Genomic DNA, 20,093 nt, shown 5'->3' on the forward strand with positions numbered 1-20,093 from the left:
AAACGCAACATTTCTGCGAAAAAGCACTAGACAGGATTGGGTTAAAACCGTAGTATCCCCTCCCGCAACGGCGCTATGCGCCCGTAGCTCAGCTGGATAGAGCGCTGCCCTCCGGAGGCAGAGGTCTCAGGTTCGAATCCTGTCGGGCGCACCATTAAGTTTGTGTGCAAGAGCTGCGGTGGTAGTATTACCGCGTGAAGTTAAGAAGTAATGGTGGCTATAGCTCAGTTGGTAGAGCCCTGGATTGTGATTCCAGTTGTCGTGGGTTCGAGTCCCATTAGCCACCCCACTTCCTAAGAGAAGTGAAGAATTGTAAGCTGTTTTGTGACTGTGCGAAGGTGGCGGAATTGGTAGACGCGCTAGCTTCAGGTGTTAGTGTTCTTACGGACGTGAGGGTTCAAGTCCCTCTCTTCGCACCACACACAAAATGTCTAATAAATTTAATATTTACATAGACATAAGCGATAAAATTCGGTAGTATCTGCAACAAGAAATCGGCGAGTAGCGCAGCTTGGTAGCGCAACTGGTTTGGGACCAGTGGGTCGGAGGTTCGAATCCTCTCTCGCCGACCACATTCAAGAAAACCCGCTTTTAGCGGGTTTTTTTACATCTGTAGTTTATAGGATGAGCACCTCCGAAGGAGGTTTGAGCCGAGCGCAGCGAGACAACGTTGCTTTAGCAACGGCCCGCAGGGCAGCATCGCAGATGCAGTCATCCTCTCTCGCCGACCACCTTCAGAAAAGCCCGTTCAGCAATGAACGGGCTTTTCGCTTTCTGCCATTCAGTAAACCTCACTTTTAACTTCCTGCTGTCCTGCTTTTGGTTTCTGGAGTCGTGTTGGCTTTCAGCGACATCGGCACGGCGCATTGTCGCCAGGTTGAGACATATAACATCATGATTTAATACGATAAAAATCACTTTGGCTTAAGTCGTCGTTATAAGGCGACATATCTGCTGGGGTCAGGGAGAGGGTGGGGTAATACCCGATGAGAGGCGATAAATTTAATATGATGCTTAAATTGCTTTTAATTCATAGTTTTAGTTTATTTCCTTCAGGCTAAACGGCACTTCTCCCAAAGTTGGCACGCCAAGTGCAATATCTATTCCGTAGATGCTCATTCCACCTCTTATGTTCGCCTTAGGCTTCATAAACCCTGGGAATGACGCAGAGCCGATTTAGGGTGCCTATTGCCCACCAGAACGATGTCAGCGTTGCTAGCAACCCGACATCACACTCCGGGCATAACGTTGAGTGAGGCACCGCCCCTGTTGTCCTAGACCTGATTGCTTTTTTATACACTTGCCCCCGCGGCAAGTGTTTTTTTTTGCCTATCCCCTTCATACTTGAAGCTGCATCTGTGTTGGCTGCGTTCGTATGTCCCGGTAAGAGAATAAAGAGGATAAAAAAGGCGCACCCACAGGGCGCGCCTTGAAGACAATGCATTGTCGCGTTATTCGCCGTTCTGCTTCAGGGTCAACATCAGGCCTTCACGACGCATCTGGGCAGCCTCATCGGAACGGTGCAGCTTATCCAGTACGTCCGCCAGCCAGGCGTAGTCGTAGGCATCCGGACGCTGTTTCAGCGCTTCCCGGAATGCATCGGCAGCCTGTTGCCACTCGCCGTGTTTCATCAACAACTGACCCAGCGTGCTGTTCAGCAGCGGTGTGGCGCCATGCTGTTTCACCTGCTGGCGCAGCGCTTTCTCCAACTGTTGCGGATTGCCGGACTTCAGACGCGGGATCAACAGCACCAGACGCTCATCATATTGGCGCTTCAGGCTATCGAGCACGATTTCCTGTGCCAGCTCGTGGTCATTGCATTCAATCAGGTGATCCACCATCGCAATTTGCAGTGGAACTTCATGGCGCGTTTTGCGGCTCTGATCTTTCCACCAGCGTTTCAGACCGTCGCTGCCTTCATCTGCCATGGCCTGATTCATCAGGCCAATATAGGCCTGCTGCTGCAGGGTCTGCAGTTCAGCCTCGGTATGCAGGTTAATCTTGCTCATCGACGGCAGGATCTCCAGCAACGAGGCAAAAGCGCCGGTGCGCAGATAAGCCAGTTCCGCCAGACGCAACACTTCCGGATGACGCGGTGCCTGGTTCAGCAGGCGATCGACACCGTGACGTGCAGCATGGTTTTCTCCCTGCGCCAGTTGGATGCGCACGCGGGTGATATCTACCGGCAACTGGTCGGTGTCGGCGGCTTCGGCGGCACGTTCCAGGTACTGGTTAGTGCGGAAGTCGTCACCGCGTTGCTGTGCAGCTTCGGCAGCCAGCAGGTAGTTCACCACCGGCTGTTCGGCGTGATCGGCATTGCGCGTCAGCAGTTTTTCGACCTGCTTGTAATCGCCTTCGGCCAGTTTGATCAGCGCGGCCTTGGTTTGCTTGCGCGCGCGGCTACGTTTGCGGCCCAGGAACCAGCCGCGGGTACGTGCGCCGGTGCGGAAGACGCGGCGCAGGATCCATTCGATCACCAGCAGCACGACAAACAGCAGGACGCCCATGATCACCAGGCCGGTGACGCTGGTTTCGATATTGTAGTTATCGGTCTGAATCAGCACATAGCCCTGATGGCCGGCCAACATCGGCCCGACCACCACGCTTGCGATCAGCACCAGGAACAGAAATAGCACGCGTAACATGGCTTATCCCTCCTGGTGGGCAGCAGGGGACTGGGTCATCAGATTGCGCACCCGGGTCTGCATCAGTTTTTCCAGCAGTGGCTGGCTTTTCAGCTGATCCGGCACGTCCATGGTGATCGACTGCTGGCTCAGGGTATCCAACTCTTCCAGGAAAGCTTTCGTGGCCGGGTCGGTAGTATCGAAATAGGCGCGGACCCAGGTAGAGATGGTTTCCAGCGACTGTTTATACACTTCGTTCTGGTGGCGTGGAATTGCCTGCGCGGCCACCAGCAGGCGTGAACGGATATTTTCACGCAGGTAAATATCCTGATTCGGTGCCAGCAGCGGTTCGGCACTGCTATCACGGCGGCGAACGGTAATAAAGTCGGCCATAAAGTTGTGCCAGCTTTTGGTCAGGTTTTGCCGCCACTCGCCGATCGAACTGGATAGCTCGCTGCTGTCCTGATCCATCGGTGATTCGTCATTGTCGTTATCCGCCAGGCGCAGGTTATCAACCTGATTGGATAACTGATTGGTCTTGAGAATGATGCCGTCGAAATCTACCTGGGTCAGAGTGGACAGCGTGCTGACGTCTTCGGTAATCGCCCGGCGCACTTCGAGCAGGCTCGGATCGTTCATGTCTGCCAGGCTGGCATCGGCGCTTTTCAGCAGAGCGGCGGCGGTGGTGACGTCCTGATCGCTCCACAGTTTACGGCCGGCCATTTTCACCAGGAAATCGGCCTGTGCCAGTAACCAGGTCTTGGCATCGCTGCCGGAGATGATGGCGACTTTTTCTTGCAGCTCATTCAGTTGTCGCGTCAGGGTCGCTTGCTCGCGGTCAGCGGCATCCAGCGTTTTACCCTGTTGCTGCAACAGACCTTCCAGCGCGCTTCTTTCCTGCTGTTGGCTCTGCTTCAGCGCTTCCAGCTGTTGCTGCAAGGTTTGATTGGCGGCGATCAACTGCTGTGCCTGTTGATGTGTGTGGTAATAGCCGCCGGCGCCCAGGGCAATGACCAGCACGATGGCGATCGCGCCCAGTACTGGACCGGTATTTTTACCTTTACGCTTGTCAGCGTCGGGTGGCTTGGGGCTATCAGCCACTGGGGTTGGCTCTTCAACCGGGGCGGAGGGGGTATTTTGTTCCGTCATAGTGGCACATCCCATAGTCAGGTTTATTGTAGCGCGCGGATCAGCGCGTCATTATCGGCGTTATCAGCTACCCGAATTGTGCTCCAGCCCAATTCCTGGGCGAGGGTAGCCAGGCGTTCGCTCACCACTACCAGGCGGCAACGCAACAGCCACGATGAACGGTAGTAATCAGGAACTAAAGTATAGAGCTGTTGTAACATTTCACCGCTGGTGACTACCAGCGTATCAACACCGGCACGCTGCCAGTGGGCGCTTTGCTCGCTGCCATCATAGTGCACCGGGCTGCGTTGATAACATTCATAATAGCTGACGGTGGCACCACGTTCACTCAGGCTGTTGCCAAGCAGCTCGCGCCCGCCGTTGCCGCGCAGGATCAGCGCCTGCTTGCCGTCCAGCTTCTGTAAGGCAGGTAATAGAAGCAGCGTTTCGCTGATCTCCTGCTCACGTGGGTACTCCACCGGCAGGCTGCTGATGCGGTGCATCGCCAGCGCGGTGTTGCGACCGATAGCATAATAGGCCAGCCTGGCAGGCCATGGCAGCCCAACGCGACCCATCACCGAGTTGGCGTAGCTGACTGAATGCTGCGACAGGATAAACACCAAATCGCCATCATTAAGTTGCTGCAGCGCCTGTGGCAGTTTGGGCAGATCGCCGCCTGGGGCGAAGTCGATCAACGGGGCATGATAGGCAACCCGGCCGAGCGCGCGCAGTCGGCTCACCAATTGCTCTCCCGAAGGAGAAGGGCGGGTTACCAGGATCGTCATGCCGGGGGATTCCCTTGATAAACATCCTGCAGAATTTCACGGGCGCCCTGCGCCAGCAACTCTTCCGCCAGCTCAACGCCCATTTGTTCCGCTTGCGCGGCGGGGCCGCGACGTTCGCCACGTACCATCTGGCTGCCGTCCGGGGAGCCGACCAATGCACGCAGCCACAGGCTGTCGCCATCCAGTTCGGCATAGCTGCCGATCGGTACCTGGCAACCGCCTTCCAGTCGGGTATTCATCGCCCGTTCGGCGCGAACACGAGTTTCGGTTACGGCGTGATTGAGTGGAGCCAACAGCGCGCGGGTGGTTTCATCGTCAAGGCGGCATTCAATGCCCACTGCACCCTGACCGACGGCCGGCAAGCACTCTTCCGGGCTCAGCGGGCTACGGATGCGTTGTTCCAGGCCCAGGCGTTTGAGCCCGGCGACCGCCAGAATAATGGCGTCGTAGTCGCCGTTGTCCAGTTTTGACAACCGGGTACCGACGTTGCCGCGCAGGTCACGCACGATCAGGTCCGGACGACGTTCACGTAACTGGCACTGACGGCGCAGGCTGGAGGTGCCGACCACGCTGCCCAGCGGCAGTTGATCGAGCGAGGCGAAACGATTGGATACAAATGCGTCACGCGGATCGTCACGCTCACAAATGGTCACCAAACCCAGGCCCGCGGGAAAATCTACCGGCACGTCTTTCATCGAATGGACGGCGATATCCGCGCGGCCATCCAGTAACGCCAGCTCAAGTTCCTTAACAAACAGCCCTTTACCGCCGACTTTAGCCAGCGGCGTATCCAGAATAATGTCGCCCCGCGTGACCATCGGTACCAGTTCGACCTGCAGGCCAGGGTGGCTGGCCATCAGACGCTGCTGCACATAATGTGCCTGCCAGAGAGCGAGTGGGCTTTGTCGGGTGGCAATTCGAATAATTTTGTCTAACATGCTTGTTACCGTTTTTATAATTCGCTGTTCATCCTACCACTGAGTGTGAAAACTGTCAGTGCAAGAAGCCACAGGCGAATAAAGGACAACGGAATCAACGGGACGTGTGATGTGTTTTGGGGCAGTTAACACTGCGGGTAAATCGTTTGGAGTGGCGCAACAATAATAGTGAAGCGTTACCTCCTTTACGGTCAATCAGCAAGGTGTTAGATTGATCACGTTTCCAGCAATAAGTTGCCAAATATTCTTCCAATACTAACGGCGCTTATGGAATACGGGTTTTTTTCTAAATACCGGGATAATCAGGCGAGACGTCTTGTACCTCTACATCGAGACACTGAAGCAGAGACTGGATGCGATCAATCAATTACGCATCGATCGCGCCCTAGCGGCCATGAAGCCCGCGTTCCAACGGGTATACAGTCTGCTGCCTACCTTACTGCACCACCACCACCCACTGATGCCAGGTTATCTGAACGGTAACGTTCCCCATGGCGTCTGTATCTACACGCCTGATGAAACCCAGCAAGAATACCTCAACGATTTAGAAGACAAATGGGGCAGCCCGTTTGACAAGCTGGCCAGCGGTGAACTGCCGATTACCGGGGTTTATTCGATGGGCAGCACGTCGTCGATCGGCCAGAGTTGCAGCTCGGATCTCGACATCTGGGTGTGCCACCAGTCCTGGCTGGATAACGAAGAGCGTAACCGCCTGCAGCAGAAATGCAGCCTGTTGGAAAAATGGGCAGCGTCGATGGGGGTGGAAGTCAGCTTCTTCCTGATCGATGAAAACCGCTTCCGCCATAACGAAAGTGGCAGCCTGGGCGGTGAAGACTGCGGTTCCACCCAACATATCCTGCTGCTGGACGAATTTTACCGCACCGCGGTGCGCCTGGCCGGCAAACGCATTTTGTGGAACATGGTGCCGGGCGAAGAAGAAGCGCATTACGATGAATATGTGCTGTCGCTGTACTCGCAAGGTGCGCTAACGCCGAACGAGTGGCTGGATCTCGGCGGCCTGAGCACGCTGTCGGCGGAAGAATACTTCGGCGCCAGCCTGTGGCAGCTGTACAAAAGCATCGACTCGCCTTACAAGGCGGTGTTGAAGACCCTGCTGCTGGAAGCCTATTCCTGGGAATACCCGAATACTCAGCTGTTGGCGATGGACATCAAGCAACGCCTGCATCAGGGCGAAATCGTCTGCTTCGGTCTCGACTCCTACTGTATGATGCTCGAACGCGTTACGCATTATCTGAATGAAATCAACGATACCACCCGCCTCGATCTGGTCCGCCGCTGTTTCTACCTGAAAGTCTGTGAAAAACTTTCGCGCGCTAATGCGTGCGTCGGCTGGCGTCGTGAGATCCTCAGCCAGTTGGTCAGCGAATGGGGCTGGGACGAAGAGCGTCTGGCGATCCTGGATAACCGCGCCAACTGGAAAATCGAACGGGTGCGTGAAGCGCACAACGAACTGTTGGATGCGATGATGCAAAGCTATCGCAACCTGATCCGCTTTGCCCGTCGTAATAATCTCAGTGTCAGTGCCAGCCCGCAGGATATCGGCGTGCTGACCCGCAAGCTGTACGCCGCGTTTGAAGCGCTGCCCGGCAAGGTGACGTTGGTGAACCCGCAGATCTCGCCGGACCTGTCAGAAGACGATTTAACCTTTATTCACGTGCCGATTGGCCGCGCCAACCGCACCGGCTGGTACCTGTACAATCAGGCACCGGCCATGGACTCGATCGTCAGCCATCAACCGCTGGAATATAACCGCTACCTGAACAAACTGGTGGCCTGGGCCTATTTCAACGGCTTGCTGACGCCGAAGACCCGTTTACACATCAAGAGCGGCAATCTGTGCGACACCGCCAAACTGCAGGAACTGGTGGCCGACGTGTCGCACCATTTCCCGCTGCGGCTGGCCGCACCTACGCCAAAAGCCTTGTACAGCCCGTGTGAAATTCGCCATCTGGCGATTATTGTCAATCTGGAAAACGATCCGACCGCCGCCTTCCGCAATCAGGTGGTGCATTTCGATTTCCGCAAGCTTGACGTGTTCAGCTTCGGCCAGCAGCAGCAATGCCTGGTGGGCAGTATCGACCTGCTGTACCGCAACTCCTGGAACGAAGTGCGTACTCTGCATTTCAGCGGTGAGCAATCGGTGTTGGAAGCCTTGAAGACCATTCTTGGCAAAATGCATCAGGACGCCGCCCCGCCGGAATCGGTGGAGGTGTTCTGCTACAGTCAGCATCTGCGCGGCCTGATCCGTACCCGCATCCAGCAATTGGTGTCAGAGTGCATTGAACTGCGTCTGTCGAGTACCCGACTGGAGCCGGGCCGCTTTAAAGCGGTACGCGTTGCCGGTCAGACCTGGGGCCTGTTCTTCGAACGGTTAAGCGTATCGGTACAGAAGCTGGAAAACGCGGTGGAATTCTATGGCGCTATTTCCAACAACAAATTGCACGGCCTGTCGATCAAAGTGGAAACCGATCAGGTGCATTTGCCGCCGGTTGTGGATGGCTTCGCCAGTGAGGGGATCATTCAGTTCTTCTTTGAAGACACCTCGGACGACAAGGGCTTTAACATCTATATTCTGGATGAGTCGAACCGGGTTGAGGTTTACCACCATTGTGAAGGCAGTAAAGAAGAGCTGGTGCGTGACGTCAGCCGTTTCTATTCTTCCTCGCACGATCGCTTCACCTACGGCTCCAGCTTTATCAACTTCAATTTGCCGCAGTTCTACCAGATAGTGCAGCTTGATGGCCGCACTCAGGTGATCCCGTTCCGCAGCAACGTGTTGTCGAGCCTGTGTGTGCCGCTGACCGATGGTTCCGCTCAGCCGCTGAAACAGCAGTTCCAGCTACACTGACATTACAGGGGCTCGCGTTTGCTGAACCCCTGTGAATGCCGTTATTTTCAGGCAAATTTCACTGCTTCGCCTGCCTGCGCGCTGGCAGCTTCGCTCAGCAATGGGTAGAAGGCGCGATCGCTGCGATCGCAGAGCCACACGCCATCACGGTAGTTAAAGTGATAGCCGCCGGTCTTGGTCGCCAGCCAAACCTGATGCAGTGGCTCCTGGCGATTGATGACAATTTTGGTGCCATTTTCGAAGCTTAACGTCATTACGCCGCCGTTAGTTTCGTAATCGATATCCGCATCGCCAGCAAAATCGTCCAGTGTCTCTTCAATATTAAGCATCAGTTGGTCAGCTAACTGGTGAAACTCACTGTCGTTCATATTCAATTCCTATTGCTTTTCATGATCCACCTGCGATTATAGAGACCTTGGACGCATGAATTACAGGCATTAATGCAAATGAAAAAACAACTACGCTATGCGCTGATGGCAGTTCTGCTTGCCGGGCTCTCCGGCTGTGGTCTGAAAGGCCCGCTGTACTTCCCTCCAGCCGATCCGGCCAGCACTAAGAAACCGGCCACTCAGGTTCAGACTGGCGAGCAGGTACAGAAAAATCAGCAGGAACTTTCCAGCTCTCAGCAAAAACCGTCGATGAGCGCTCAGTAACACCTTGTTTGCGGCGGCACAGGCCACCGCAAACCAAGACGGATAGCGGAGTATGATATGCAGTTCTCCAAAATGCACGGTCTGGGCAACGACTTTATGGTGGTCGATGCCGTTACACAGAATGTCTATTTTTCACCCGAGCTGATCCGCCGTTTGGCCGATCGGCACCTGGGCGTTGGCTTTGACCAGCTGCTGGTGGTAGAACCGCCTTACGATCCGGAACTGGATTTCCACTACCGTATTTTTAACGCTGACGGCAGTGAAGTGGCGCAGTGCGGTAACGGCGCTCGCTGTTTTGCCCGCTTTGTGCGGCTGAAAGGGCTGACCAACAAGCGCGATATTCGCGTGAGTACCCAGACCGGGCGCATGGTGCTGAGCGTCACCGATGATGATCTGGTGTGCGTGAATATGGGCGAGCCGAACTTCGATCCTCAGACTGTGCCCTTCCGCGCGACCAAAGAAGAAAAGACTTACATCATGCGTGCGGCGGAGAATACGGTGCTGTGCGGCGTGGTGTCGATGGGCAACCCGCATTGTGTTTTACAGGTAGATGAGGTAAAAACCGCCAAAGTGGAGTTGCTCGGCCCGGTGCTGGAAGGGCATGAACGTTTCCCTGAGCGGGCCAATATTGGTTTTATGCAAGTTGTCAGTCGTGAGCACATCAAACTGCGCGTGTATGAGCGCGGTGCCGGCGAAACCCAGGCCTGCGGAAGCGGTGCCTGTGCGGCGGTGGCCGTGGGGATCCAACAGGAATTGCTGTCGGAAGAGGTGCATGTAGAACTGCCGGGTGGCAGCCTGCATATTCGCTGGAAAGGACCGGGCAGCCCGTTGTTTATGACCGGCCCGGCAACCCATGTATATGACGGATTTATTCATCTATGAAGAGCGTTGAGGACCAGGCTGTCGCAGGCATTGAGCTTGACGACGACGCCGTGATGCAGTTTCTGCTGCAAAACCCGGATTTCTTTATCCGCAACGCGCGGTTGGTGGAACAGATGCGCGTTCCCCATCCCGTTCGCGGTACCGTGTCGTTGGTCGAGTGGCATCTGGCCCGCCAGCGTAATCATATCAACCGGCTGGAAGAAGAAATTACCCTGCTGATGGAGCAGGCCAGCGCCAACGAAACGCTGTTTGCCAGCCTGCTGCATTTACAGGCCAATCTGGCCACCGCCGACAGCCTGCAGGATATGCTCAACCGCCTGCAGCGTTGGGCGCGCGGTTTCGGTTTGGCCGGTGCCAATATCCGCCTGTTTTCCGAAAGCTGGAAAATCGGTGCGCCTTCCGATTTCACCCACCTTGCCCTGTCGCGTTCGTCGTTTGAACCGCTGCGCATTCAGCGCCTGGGTGACCAACAGCATTTTCTCGGCAGCCTGAATGGCCCTGAGTTGCTGTTGTTACTGCCGCAGGCCAAGCTGGTCGGCTCGGTAGCGCTGTCGATGCTGGGTGAAGACGGCGAGCTGGGTATGGTGATCTTCAGCAGCCGCGATACGCAACACTATCAACAAGGCATGGGCACGGTGATGCTTAATCAACTGGCGCGCATGTTACCGGAATTGCTGGAACGCTGGGTCGAACGCGCATGACTCCGTTGGCGGCCAGCCTGCAACAGCCGGTGGACGCTTTTTTGCGCTATCTGAAGGTCGAGCGTCAGCTTAGCCCGCTCACCCAGTTGAGTTATTCGCGTCAATTGCAGGCGCTGATGGTGCTGGCGCAGGAGATAGGCGTGACGGAGTGGCCGGTGCTGGACGCCGCCAAAGTCCGCCAGCTTGCAGCACGCAGTAAGCGCGCCGGGCTACAGTCATCCAGCCTCGCGCTGCGCCTGTCGGCGTTGCGCAGTTTTCTCGACTGGCAGGTCAGCCAGGGTATGCTGATTGCCAACCCCGCCAAAGGGATCCGAACGCCACGCAGCGGCCGTCATCTGCCGAAAAACATCGACGTCGATGAAATGAATCAGCTGCTGAATATCGATCTTAACGATCCCCTGGCGGTGCGCGATCGCGCCATGCTCGAAGTCATGTACGGTGCCGGGCTGCGTCTTTCTGAACTGGTGGGTCTGGATTGTCGCCATGTCGATCTGGCCGCCGGTGAAATCTGGGTGCTGGGTAAGGGCAGTAAGGAACGCAAGCTGCCGGTGGGGCGGACTGCGGTGACCTGGCTTGAACACTGGCTGGCGATGCGCGATCTGTTCGGGCCATCAGACGACGCGATGTTTCTGTCCAATCAGGGCAAACGCATCTCGACCCGTAACGTGCAAAAGCGTTTTGCCGAGTGGGGCGTCAAACAGGGCGTTAACAGTCACATTCATCCGCACAAGCTGCGCCACTCGTTTGCTACCCATATGTTGGAGTCCAGTGGCGACTTGCGAGCGGTGCAGGAACTGCTCGGTCACGCCAACCTGACCACCACCCAAATCTACACCCACCTCGACTTTCAACATCTGGCCAACGTGTACGATGCCGCGCATCCACGCGCCAAACGGGGGAAATCCTGATGCATTTTTATCGTCCGTTGCGGCCGCTGGCGGCGCTGACCTTTGATCTGGACGACACGCTGTACGACAACCGGCCGGTGATCAAACAGACCGAGCTGCAGTCGGTGGCCTTTCTGCAGAACTATCATCCCGGACTGAACCACTTCCAGTCGGCGGATTTTCATCGCCTGCGCCAGGAACTGCGTGAACAGGATCCGGAGATTTATCATGATGTCACCCAGTGGCGCTGGCGTGCTATCCATCTGGCACTGAGCCGTCAGGGGCTGCGTGATGCCGAAGCCGCCGACGGGGCCGATGCGGCGATGCAGAACTTTGCGCTGTGGCGCAGCCGTATCGAAGTACCTGAAGCGACGCATGCTACGTTGAAGGCGCTGGGTGAACGTTTTCCGCTGGTGGCGATCACCAATGGCAATGCCGATCCGGCGCTGTGCGGGCTGGACGGTTACTTCCAGTTTGTGCTGCGTTCCGGGCCGGATGGCCGCGCCAAGCCCTATCAGGACATGTATCAACTGGCCGCTGAGCGGTTAGGCGTTGCCCCTGAAAGCATTCTTCACGTGGGTGATGATTTGACCACCGACGTCGCCGGGGCATTGCGCTCCAGCCTGCAGGCCTGTTGGATCAACGACCGCCAGCGCAGCCTGATGCAGGCCGCCGACAGCCGTCTGCTACCACATATTGAGATTTCGCAGTTGGCATCGCTGACAGCATTGTTATAATCCCTGCCAGAACTCTGTATAAATTCCCAGTGGAATCGCGTCCCTGACGCGCTTTCCCTTACCAATTAATGGTGCCTATGGACGTTTCCGATCTGCTCGACAGCCTGAATGAAAAACAACGCGAAGCCGTGGCGGCGCCACGTGGCAACCTGTTGGTACTGGCCGGCGCGGGCAGCGGTAAAACCCGGGTACTGGTGCATCGCATTGCCTGGCTGCTGTCGGTAGAGAACTGCTCGCCGTATTCGATTATGGCGGTGACGTTCACCAACAAAGCGGCGGCGGAAATGCGCCACCGTATCGAACACCTGATTGGCACCAGCCAGGGCGGCATGTGGATCGGAACCTTCCACGGCCTGGCTCATCGGCTGCTGCGTGCTCATCATTTGGATGCCAACCTGCCGCAGGATTTCCAAATCCTCGACAGTGACGACCAGTTCCGCCTGCTTAAACGCATCGTCAAAGCGCTGAATATCGATGAAAAACAATGGCCGCCGCGTCAGGCGATGTGGTACATCAACGGCAAAAAAGATGAGGGCCTGCGTCCACACCATGTTGAAACCTACAACAACCCGGTGGAGGCGACCTGGCTGCGAATCTACCAGGCCTACCAGGAAGCCTGCGATCGCGCCGGGCTGGTGGACTTTGCCGAACTGTTGCTGCGCGCCCATGAGCTGTGGCTGAACAAGCCGCATATCCTCAATCATTACCGCGAACGCTTCACCAACGTGCTGGTGGACGAGTTTCAGGATACCAACAGCATCCAGTATGCCTGGATCCGCCTGCTGGCCGGCAATAACAGCAACGTGATGATTGTCGGTGACGATGACCAGTCGATCTACGGCTGGCGCGGCGCTCAGGTGGAGAATATCCAACGCTTCCTGAAGGATTTCCCCGGTGCGCAAAGCGTGCTTTTGGAACAGAACTACCGTTCGACCAGCAATATCCTGAAGTCGGCCAACACCCTGATCGCCAACAACGGCGGCCGCATGGGTAAAAACCTGTGGACCGAAGGGGGCGAAGGCGAACCTATCTCCATCTACTGTGCCTTTAACGAGCTCGACGAGTCGCGCTTTGTGGTGGGCCGTATCAAAGCCTGGCAGGAAAACGGCGGTGCGCTGAATGACTGCGCCATCCTTTATCGCAGCAACGCCCAGTCACGCGTGCTGGAAGAGGCGCTGCTGCAAACAGCGATGCCATACCGCATTTACGGCGGGCAACGCTTCTTCGAGCGTCAGGAGATCAAAGATGCCCTGGCCTACCTGCGGCTGATAGCCAACCGCAACGACGATGCTGCCTTCGAACGCGTGGTGAATACGCCGACGCGCGGCATTGGCGACCGCACACTGGACGAAGTGCGCCGCACGGCCCGCGATCGTCAATTGACCATGTGGCAGGCTACCCGCGTGCTGCTACAGGACAAAGTGCTGGCCGGGCGTGCGGCATCCGCGCTGCAACGCTTTACCGAACTGTTGGACTCACTGGCGCACGAAACCGCCGATATGCCGTTGCACGTCCAGACCGACCGGGTGATCCGCGACTCGGGGCTGTTCATCATGTATGAGCAGGAGAAGGGCGAAAAAGGTCAGGCACGTATCGAAAACCTTGAAGAGCTGGTGACGGCAACGCGTCAGTACAGCTATCAGGATGAAGATCAGGATCTGATGCCGCTGCAGGCGTTTCTGTCACACGCTGCGCTGGAAGCGGGCGAGGGGCAGGCCGATGCTTATCAGGACGCAGTACAGTTGATGACCCTGCACTCGGCCAAGGGGCTGGAGTTCCCGCAGGTGTTTATCGTCGGTATGGAAGAGGGGATGTTCCCGAGCCAGATGTCGCTGGACGAAGGCGGCAGGCTGGAAGAAGAGCGCCGCCTGGCCTACGTTGGTCTGACCCGCGCCATGCAGAAACTGACGCTGACCTATGCCGAAACACGTCGTCTGTACGGCAAAGAGGTTTATCACCGGCCTTCACGTTTCATCGGCGAACTGCCGGAGGAGTGTGTGGAAGAAGTGCGTTTGCGCGCCAGCGTATCACGCCCGGTGAGCCATCGTCGCATGGGCACGCCGATCAGCGAAAACGACACCGGTTACAAGCTGGGCCAGCGCGTGCGCCATCCCAAGTTTGGTGAAGGGACCATCGTCAATCTGGAAGGCAGCGGCGAACACAGTCGGTTGCAGGTTGCTTTCCCGGGTGAAGGGATCAAGTGGCTGGTGGCCGCTTACGCCCGTCTGGAGACAGTCTAAGCTCTGGCGCTAACAGGGGCGAATGGACCCGCCCCTGCAGCCACATCAAACAGAACGGGTATAGCGATCGCCAATCTGCGCAGTAGCGTACCAACGTATCACGGCTTCAGTACCCTCAGCCCCTTCCTGCGGTGCCCACGGCATGCAGTCTTCTTCCGACAGCGCCTGATAAGGCCCTTGTTTCACTTCGAACACCACGCCGCCCGGATCAACCGACAGCACGGCATGCCAGGTAAACGCCGGCATCTCCAGTACTTTGGTTTCTTCGCCAAGCAGGGTGCGTTGGGTGACCACGCCGTCCTCGTCAAACTGCAACACCACAAAGCGGCCGCGCAGCGGCGTCAGCAGTTCCCAGGTTTGCGGATGGCGGTGGGGACGGATATAGGTGCCGGGTTCCATGGCAATCGCCAGCCGTTGCACCGGGTCGCTCAACTCTTCGTGTAAGGTACGGTGCGCGCGCAGGCGTGCCACTTTAGCGGCCTGTTCACTCATCGCCGTCAGGTCGTGGGCGGTAATCTGTTTCATCAGTAAAGTCCGCAAGCTTATCGTGGCCTAATCTTAGCAACATTCCTGTGCGTGGTCAGAGATCGCCGCGACTATTTCGTTACTGTTTATCGTGGATTAAGCCGATTCTGCCCCATGGGTTATGGCGATGAATTGTTGCGCAATTATCGAACCTAACCGGTTGACAGACTTTTTCTTCTCGGCGTAACATGCGCGCACTATTATCAATGAGGACATACGCCTTGGACACACCCAGTAGATACTGGCTCACTGACCTGGACAACAACAGGTACAACTTCTAAGGCTATCCCATTGAGCTGATAGCCTTCGTGGTTGTCGGCGACCGCTTATGTGTCGCTATGAGTCAGATCCTTCATGGTCTGAAACAAGCTGGTGATACAACATCCCCCCTGTTTCTGTGCTTCCACGCGTTGTTTACCCCTGTCACCCCAAGGGAGTTTTAGCAGATGCTGAGCGCGTTTAAATTAGAGAACAGCCGCCTGTCCCGTCTGGAGTTGGATGACTCCGATGATCTCACTACGTCACTGTGGGTTGACCTGGTTGAGCCGGAAGAAGGCGAACGTGAGCGCGTGCAAAACGAGCTGGGCCAAAGCCTGGCAACACGCCCGGAGCTGGATGATATCGAAGCCTCCGCGCGTTTTTTTGAAGACGAAGACGGCCTGCATATTCACTCCTTCTTCTATTTTGAAGATGCGGAAGATCATGCCGGTAACTCCACCGTGGCTTTCACCATTCGCGACGGACGCCTGTATACCTTGCGTGAGCGCGAGTTGCCGGCGTTTCGCCTGTACCGCATGCGCGCCCGTAACCTGACGATGGTTGACGGCAACGCCTACGAGCTGTTGCTGGATCTGTTCGAAACCAAGATTGAGCAGTTGGCGGACGAGATTGAAAACGTCTACAGCGATCTGGAAAAGCTCAGCAGGGTGATCATGGAAGGCCACCAGGGCGATGAATACGACGAGGCGCTGTCGACGCTGGCCGAGCTGGAAGATATCGGCTGGAAAGTCCGTTTGTGCCTGATGGATACCCAACGTGCGCTGAACTTCCTGGTGCGTAAGGCGCGGTTGCCGACCGGTCAGTTGGAACAGGCGCGTGAAGTGCTGCGCGATATCGAATCCCTGCTGCCGCATAACGAATCTCTGTTCCAGAAAGTGAACTTCCTGATGCAGGCGGCGATGGGCTTTATCAATATCGAACAGAACCGCATCATCAAGATCTTCTCGGTGGTTTCGGTGGTGTTCCTGCCGCCCACGCTGGTGGCCTCAAGCTACGGGATGAACTTTGAGTTTATGCCGGAGTTGAAGTGGTCGTTCGGTTATCCTGGCGCCATCAGCCTGATGATCCTGGCGGGGCTGGCCCCCTATCTGTACTTCAAACGCAAAAACTGGCTTTAATCTGACGGGCGACCCTGTTCGCCCGATATTTCTGCTGCTGCCAAAGATTAGCCTGCTAAATGAGGGTAGAATGCCCGCTTAGCTTATCTGTCCTTAAGGCGTGCGTGTCGATGGAGAAGTTCCCCCGCTTGATTCAATGGTTGATCCTGCTGCTGGCTTCGCTGGTGCTGGGGTTTGGCCTGCAAACTTTCCATATTCCCGCTGCGCTGTTGCTGGGGCCGATGATTGTCGGCGTGGCCATGGGGTTGTTGGGGGCCTCGGTTCGCATTCCCGGTTACCTTTTTATCGCCGCCCAGGCGGTGCTGGGCTGTATGATTGCACAAAGCCTTTCTCCCGCTATTCTCACGCCGTTACTCGACGACTGGCCGCTGGTGCTGCTGGTGCTGATCGCCACGCTGCTGGCCAGTGGCATTTCCGGCTGGTGTCTGGTGCGTTTTAGCAGCTTGCCTGGGCCGACCGGTGCCTGGGGCTCATCGCCTGGCGGAGCGTCGGCGATGGTGGCAATGGCCGGGGATTTTGGCGCGGACGTTCGACTGGTGGCCTTTATGCAGTATCTGCGGGTGCTGTTTGTCGCGACCGCAGCCGCTATGGTGGCCCGCATTGGGCTGGGTGATGAGGCGGGGCACGGTAGTGCGGCGCTGGAGTGGTTTCCGTCACTGGACTGGCGCTTCCCGGCAACGCTGGGTGTGGCCATTGTCGGTGCCTGGTTGGGCCCCCGGCTGCGCATTCCTTCCGGTGCACTGTTGTTGCCGATGATCATCGGTGCGGCACTGCATTCCAGCGGTACTATGGCGCTGCAGGTGCCGGAATGGCTGTTGGCGTTGGCCTATACGTTGATTGGCTGGAGCGTCGGGCTGCGTTTTACCCGGCCGATATTTTTGCTGGCATTGCGGACTCTGCCGCAGATGGTGGTGTCGATCGTCGCGCTGATGCTGTTTTGCGGCCTGCTGGCGTGGATGCTGACGCACTTTCTGCCGGTAGATCTGATGACGGCCTATCTGGCGACCAGTCCGGGCGGGTTGGATACCGTGGCCATCATTGCGGCGGGCAGCCGGGTGGATATGTCTTTTGTGATGGCGATGCAGACGCTGCGGCTGTTCACCATTCTGCTGACGGGGCCGGCGATGGCGCGGTTTATTTCCAACCACGCCACGCCGGCCTCAACTTAGCCCTGGCATCAACGCAGTTTACGTTGGGTGTAGAGTGCGTCGAGGATAAACAGCAGCAATGCCGCCCAGATAAAGCCGAAGGTGACCAGTTTGTCCTGACCGATAGTTTCACCGTAGAAGGTGACGGCCAGCAGGAACATCAGCGTAGGGCCAAGGTACTGGAAGAAGCCGAGCGTCGACAGGCGCAGACGGGTGGCTGCAGCGGTAAAGAACAGCAGCGGTATGGTGGTGACGATACCGGCGGCCACCAGCAACAGGTTCAGCGACCAGGCATTGGCCCCGAGGTGGCTGGTCGGGCTGTCAGCGAACAGGAACAGATAGGCCGCTGCCACGGGTAGCAGCCAAAGGGTTTCGATCAGCATACCGGTCTGCGCGTCGATGGCGATCTTCTTGCGTAGCAGGCCGTAGAAGGCAAAGCTGAATGCCAACCCCAGGCCGATAATCGGTAGCGAACCGAACTGCCATAGCTGGATCAGTACGCCCGCGAAAGCCAGTGCCACCGCCAACCACTGCATCCGGCGGAAGCGTTCGCCCAGGAACAACATCCCCAGCAGCACGTTCACCAGCGGATTAATGAAATAGCCCAGGCTGGCTTCCAGCATATGGTGGTTATTCACCGCCCAAATGAACAGCAACCAGTTACCGCCGATCAGCACTGCGGTTACCGCCAACAGCAGCAGCCGTTTGCGGTCGTGGCAGGCGGCACGCACCTTCGGCCAGTTACGGCCCAGCGAGATCAGCGCCAGCATAAAGAAGAAGGACCAAATCACCCGATGGGTGAGGATCTCATCGGCGGGTACCTGTTGGATCAGCTTGAAATAAGCCGGGGCGATACCCCAAATAAAATAGGCGGCCAGAGCAAAGAAGATGCCCTGCCGTGTTTGCTGTGCGTCCATGACGTTACTCGGATGGGTAAAACGGAGATGCGGTGAGTGTACTGAAGACCCTCACCGCACACAATCACCCGACCAGGTAGGTGGCGGTGGCGCTGGCGATATGCAGGCCATCGTGGTTATGCAGTTCGACGCGGGCGACCGCGACTTTATTGCCGCTGCGCAAGACGCTGGCGGCAGCGACGAAATGTTCGCCACGGCCAGGGCGCAGGTAGTCAACGCGCAGATCGATAGTCCCCATACGCGAAAGACGGGTGGCAACTTCTTCTTCGATCAACGGATCCAGGCGCATTAACACGCTGCCGGCGCATGCCAGGCCAGCGGCGACGTCCAGCACTGAGGCGATCACCCCACCGTGCAGGATTTTCTGGGCGGCATTGCCTACCAGCTTGGGCTGATTGGTAAAACTCAGTTCCACATAGTCGTCGTCAAAGCGGCGCAGCTCTAAGCCCAGCTCGCGATTAAACGGCATGTGATAAACAAAGATTTCGCCAATCTTCTGGCGGGCGGCTTCAAGTGTCAGTGGTGTGGTAGACATAAATACCCATTTTTTTCTGTGTAGTAGGGGAAGCTAACTGGTCAGTCCAGGTTAACTGTTTGTTGATATTATGCCTATATTTTGTTGCTTTCCAGACTAATCCAATAAATACACGTCACACTGCTGTAAAACCGGCTTTGTGTGTAAAATGGCCTGTTTTTATTTCAGAATTTGTCAATTTTGTTGGGGTGAGGAACGTTATGCGCATTTTGTCAGGGTTCATTTTGGCCACGCTGGCGGCGGCACCGCTGGTTCAGGCGGAAGAAGCCAAAGAGCAGCAAATTCATGATAAACCGGCGGTGCGCGGCAGCATTATTGCCAACATGCTGCAGGATCACGACAACCCATTCACGCTGTATCCGTATGAAACCAACTACGTGCTGTACACCGATACCAGCAATATCAACAAAGAGGCCATCAAGTCCTATAACTGGGCCGATAATGCGCGCAAGGATGAAGTGAAGTACCAGCTCAGCCTGGCTTTCCCGCTGTGGCGTGGCATTCTTGGTGACAACTCGGTGCTCGGTGCCTCTTATACTCAACGTTCCTGGTGGCAGCTTTCCAACCACAGTGAATCCTCGCCGTTCCGCGAGACCAACTACGAACCGCAGGTGTTCCTGGGGTGGGCGACCGATTACAGCTTCGCCGGCTGGACACTGCGTGATGTTGAAGTCGGTTTGAACCACCAGTCCAACGGTCGCTCGGATCCCACCTCTCGCAGTTGGAACCGCGGTTATGCGCGCTTTATGGCGCAAAACGGCAACTGGCAGGTGGATCTCAAACCCTGGTTCCGCTTCTCGGAAAGCGACAGCAGCGACGACAACCCGGATATCACCAAATACATGGGCTATTACCGCCTGAAAGTCGGTTATGCCTGGGGTGACAGCGTGTTCAGCGTCGACAGCCACTACAACTGGAACAGCGGCTACGGCGGTGCAGAAATGGGCTGGAGCTACCCGATCAGCAAGCACGTGCGTTTCTATACTCAGGTGTTCAGCGGCTATGGCGAATCCTTGATTGATTACAACTTCCGGCAGACACGGGTTGGCGTTGGTGTCATGCTTAACGATATTATGTAGTCCGGCCGTCATCAAGGCGTCGCTATACAGCAAAAAATGGGGAAGTGT

18 protein-coding genes, 4 tRNA genes and 1 other RNA gene are annotated in these 20,093 nt (G+C 56.6%); 15 read left to right on the forward strand and 8 right to left on the reverse strand.

Going from position 1 to position 20,093, the window contains the following annotated elements; translation table 11 throughout:
* The first annotated feature begins 77 nt into the window (after positions 1-77).
* The 5 genes from QOT07_RS00740 (at position 78) to QOT07_RS00760 (ending at position 731) form a co-directional block, all read left to right on the forward strand.
* Positions 78-154: transfer RNA gene (locus tag QOT07_RS00740), tRNA-Arg, on the forward strand.
* A gap of 59 nt (positions 155-213) precedes the next feature.
* Positions 214-289: transfer RNA gene (locus QOT07_RS00745), tRNA-His, on the forward strand.
* Between the two features lie 43 nt (positions 290-332).
* Positions 333-419, forward strand: a tRNA-Leu gene (locus tag QOT07_RS00750).
* A 76-nt stretch (positions 420-495) separates the two neighbouring features.
* A tRNA-Pro gene (locus QOT07_RS00755) sits at positions 496-572 on the forward strand.
* A 31-nt stretch (positions 573-603) separates the two neighbouring features.
* Positions 604-731: non-coding RNA, RtT sRNA (locus QOT07_RS00760), on the forward strand.
* Between the two features lie 720 nt (positions 732-1,451).
* Here QOT07_RS00760 and hemY read toward each other — a convergent pair.
* The 4 genes from hemY to hemC are packed head-to-tail and all read right to left on the reverse strand — an operon-like array spanning position 1,452 to position 5,475.
* On the reverse strand, positions 1,452-2,645 hold the full coding sequence (gene hemY, locus QOT07_RS00765) for a protoheme IX biogenesis protein HemY (protein ID WP_283602414.1): 1,194 nt from the start codon (positions 2,643-2,645) through the stop codon (positions 1,452-1,454).
* A gap of 3 nt (positions 2,646-2,648) precedes the next feature.
* On the reverse strand, positions 2,649-3,773 hold the full coding sequence (hemX, locus tag QOT07_RS00770) for a uroporphyrinogen-III C-methyltransferase (RefSeq protein WP_207978574.1): 1,125 nt from the start codon (positions 3,771-3,773) through the stop codon (positions 2,649-2,651).
* A gap of 23 nt (positions 3,774-3,796) precedes the next feature.
* A complete protein-coding gene (hemD, locus tag QOT07_RS00775) occupies positions 3,797-4,537 on the reverse strand; it encodes a uroporphyrinogen-III synthase (RefSeq protein WP_129936270.1) in 741 nt (246 codons plus the stop codon).
* Positions 4,534-5,475 carry a hydroxymethylbilane synthase gene (gene hemC, locus QOT07_RS00780; RefSeq protein ID WP_207978572.1) on the reverse strand — a complete coding sequence of 314 codons (942 nt, stop codon included), beginning with the start codon at positions 5,473-5,475 and terminating at the stop codon, positions 4,534-4,536. The genes hemD and hemC overlap by 4 nt, the downstream gene beginning before the upstream one ends.
* A 316-nt stretch (positions 5,476-5,791) precedes the next feature.
* Here hemC and QOT07_RS00785 point away from each other — a divergent pair, with 316 nt between their 5' ends.
* Positions 5,792-8,344, forward strand: coding sequence for a class I adenylate cyclase (locus QOT07_RS00785; protein ID WP_283602415.1), 2,553 nt, complete (start codon positions 5,792-5,794; stop codon positions 8,342-8,344).
* Positions 8,345-8,391: 47 nt separating this feature from the next.
* Here QOT07_RS00785 and cyaY read toward each other — a convergent pair whose 3' ends face one another.
* The gene (gene cyaY, locus QOT07_RS00790; protein ID WP_099062178.1) at positions 8,392-8,712 is read right to left on the reverse strand and encodes an iron donor protein CyaY; all 321 of its coding nucleotides are present in this window, start codon (positions 8,710-8,712) and stop codon (positions 8,392-8,394) included.
* 78 nt (positions 8,713-8,790) lie between these two features.
* Here cyaY and lptM point away from each other — a divergent pair, with 78 nt between their 5' ends.
* The 6 genes from lptM to uvrD all read left to right on the forward strand — a co-directional run bounded on the left by lptM (position 8,791) and on the right by uvrD (position 14,444).
* Positions 8,791-8,997 (forward strand): LPS translocon maturation chaperone LptM, encoded by a 207-nt coding sequence (gene lptM / locus QOT07_RS00795; RefSeq protein ID WP_017891271.1) that lies wholly within the window; start codon positions 8,791-8,793, stop codon positions 8,995-8,997.
* A 57-nt stretch (positions 8,998-9,054) separates the two neighbouring features.
* The gene (dapF, locus tag QOT07_RS00800; protein WP_099062177.1) at positions 9,055-9,879 is read left to right on the forward strand and encodes a diaminopimelate epimerase; all 825 of its coding nucleotides are present in this window, start codon (positions 9,055-9,057) and stop codon (positions 9,877-9,879) included.
* Entirely contained in the window at positions 9,876-10,580 is a 705-nt protein-coding gene (locus tag QOT07_RS00805) for a DUF484 domain-containing protein (protein WP_099062176.1), read from the forward strand. The genes dapF and QOT07_RS00805 overlap by 4 nt, the downstream gene beginning before the upstream one ends.
* Positions 10,577-11,488: a tyrosine recombinase XerC gene (xerC, locus tag QOT07_RS00810; RefSeq protein ID WP_207978566.1), complete on the forward strand. Its 912-nt coding sequence runs from the start codon at positions 10,577-10,579 to the stop codon at positions 11,486-11,488. The genes QOT07_RS00805 and xerC overlap by 4 nt, the downstream gene beginning before the upstream one ends.
* Positions 11,488-12,204: a 5-amino-6-(5-phospho-D-ribitylamino)uracil phosphatase YigB gene (gene yigB, locus QOT07_RS00815; protein WP_283602416.1), complete on the forward strand. Its 717-nt coding sequence runs from the start codon at positions 11,488-11,490 to the stop codon at positions 12,202-12,204. Before xerC ends, yigB begins: the two co-directional genes overlap by 1 nt.
* A gap of 77 nt (positions 12,205-12,281) precedes the next feature.
* A complete protein-coding gene (gene uvrD / locus QOT07_RS00820; protein ID WP_283602417.1) occupies positions 12,282-14,444 on the forward strand; it encodes a DNA helicase II in 2,163 nt (720 codons plus the stop codon).
* 45 nt (positions 14,445-14,489) lie between these two features.
* Here uvrD and QOT07_RS00825 read toward each other — a convergent pair whose 3' ends face one another.
* Positions 14,490-14,969, reverse strand: coding sequence for a WbuC family cupin fold metalloprotein (locus QOT07_RS00825; protein WP_283602418.1), 480 nt, complete (start codon positions 14,967-14,969; stop codon positions 14,490-14,492).
* A 446-nt stretch (positions 14,970-15,415) separates the two neighbouring features.
* Between QOT07_RS00825 and corA the strand changes: the two genes are divergently transcribed.
* Together corA and QOT07_RS00835 are read left to right on the forward strand one after the other, a co-directional pair.
* On the forward strand, positions 15,416-16,366 hold the full coding sequence (gene corA / locus QOT07_RS00830; protein WP_085116483.1) for a magnesium/cobalt transporter CorA: 951 nt from the start codon (positions 15,416-15,418) through the stop codon (positions 16,364-16,366).
* 110 nt (positions 16,367-16,476) lie between these two features.
* Positions 16,477-17,535 carry an AbrB family transcriptional regulator gene (locus QOT07_RS00835; RefSeq protein ID WP_099062172.1) on the forward strand — a complete coding sequence of 353 codons (1,059 nt, stop codon included), beginning with the start codon at positions 16,477-16,479 and terminating at the stop codon, positions 17,533-17,535.
* 8 nt (positions 17,536-17,543) lie between these two features.
* Here QOT07_RS00835 and rarD read toward each other — a convergent pair whose 3' ends face one another.
* Positions 17,544-18,431, reverse strand: coding sequence for an EamA family transporter RarD (gene rarD, locus QOT07_RS00840; RefSeq protein WP_099062171.1), 888 nt, complete (start codon positions 18,429-18,431; stop codon positions 17,544-17,546).
* A gap of 64 nt (positions 18,432-18,495) precedes the next feature.
* On the reverse strand, positions 18,496-18,966 hold the full coding sequence (locus QOT07_RS00845; RefSeq protein WP_012004662.1) for a thioesterase family protein: 471 nt from the start codon (positions 18,964-18,966) through the stop codon (positions 18,496-18,498).
* A gap of 200 nt (positions 18,967-19,166) precedes the next feature.
* Here QOT07_RS00845 and pldA point away from each other — a divergent pair, with 200 nt between their 5' ends.
* Complete coding sequence (gene pldA, locus QOT07_RS00850; RefSeq protein ID WP_099062170.1) at positions 19,167-20,045, forward strand: phospholipase A; 879 nt, start codon at positions 19,167-19,169, stop codon at positions 20,043-20,045.
* The last annotated feature ends 48 nt before the right edge of the window (positions 20,046-20,093 follow it).

Source organism: Serratia proteamaculans, from assembly GCF_949794035.1.
In the GTDB taxonomy this organism is placed as follows: domain Bacteria; phylum Pseudomonadota; class Gammaproteobacteria; order Enterobacterales; family Enterobacteriaceae; genus Serratia; species Serratia proteamaculans.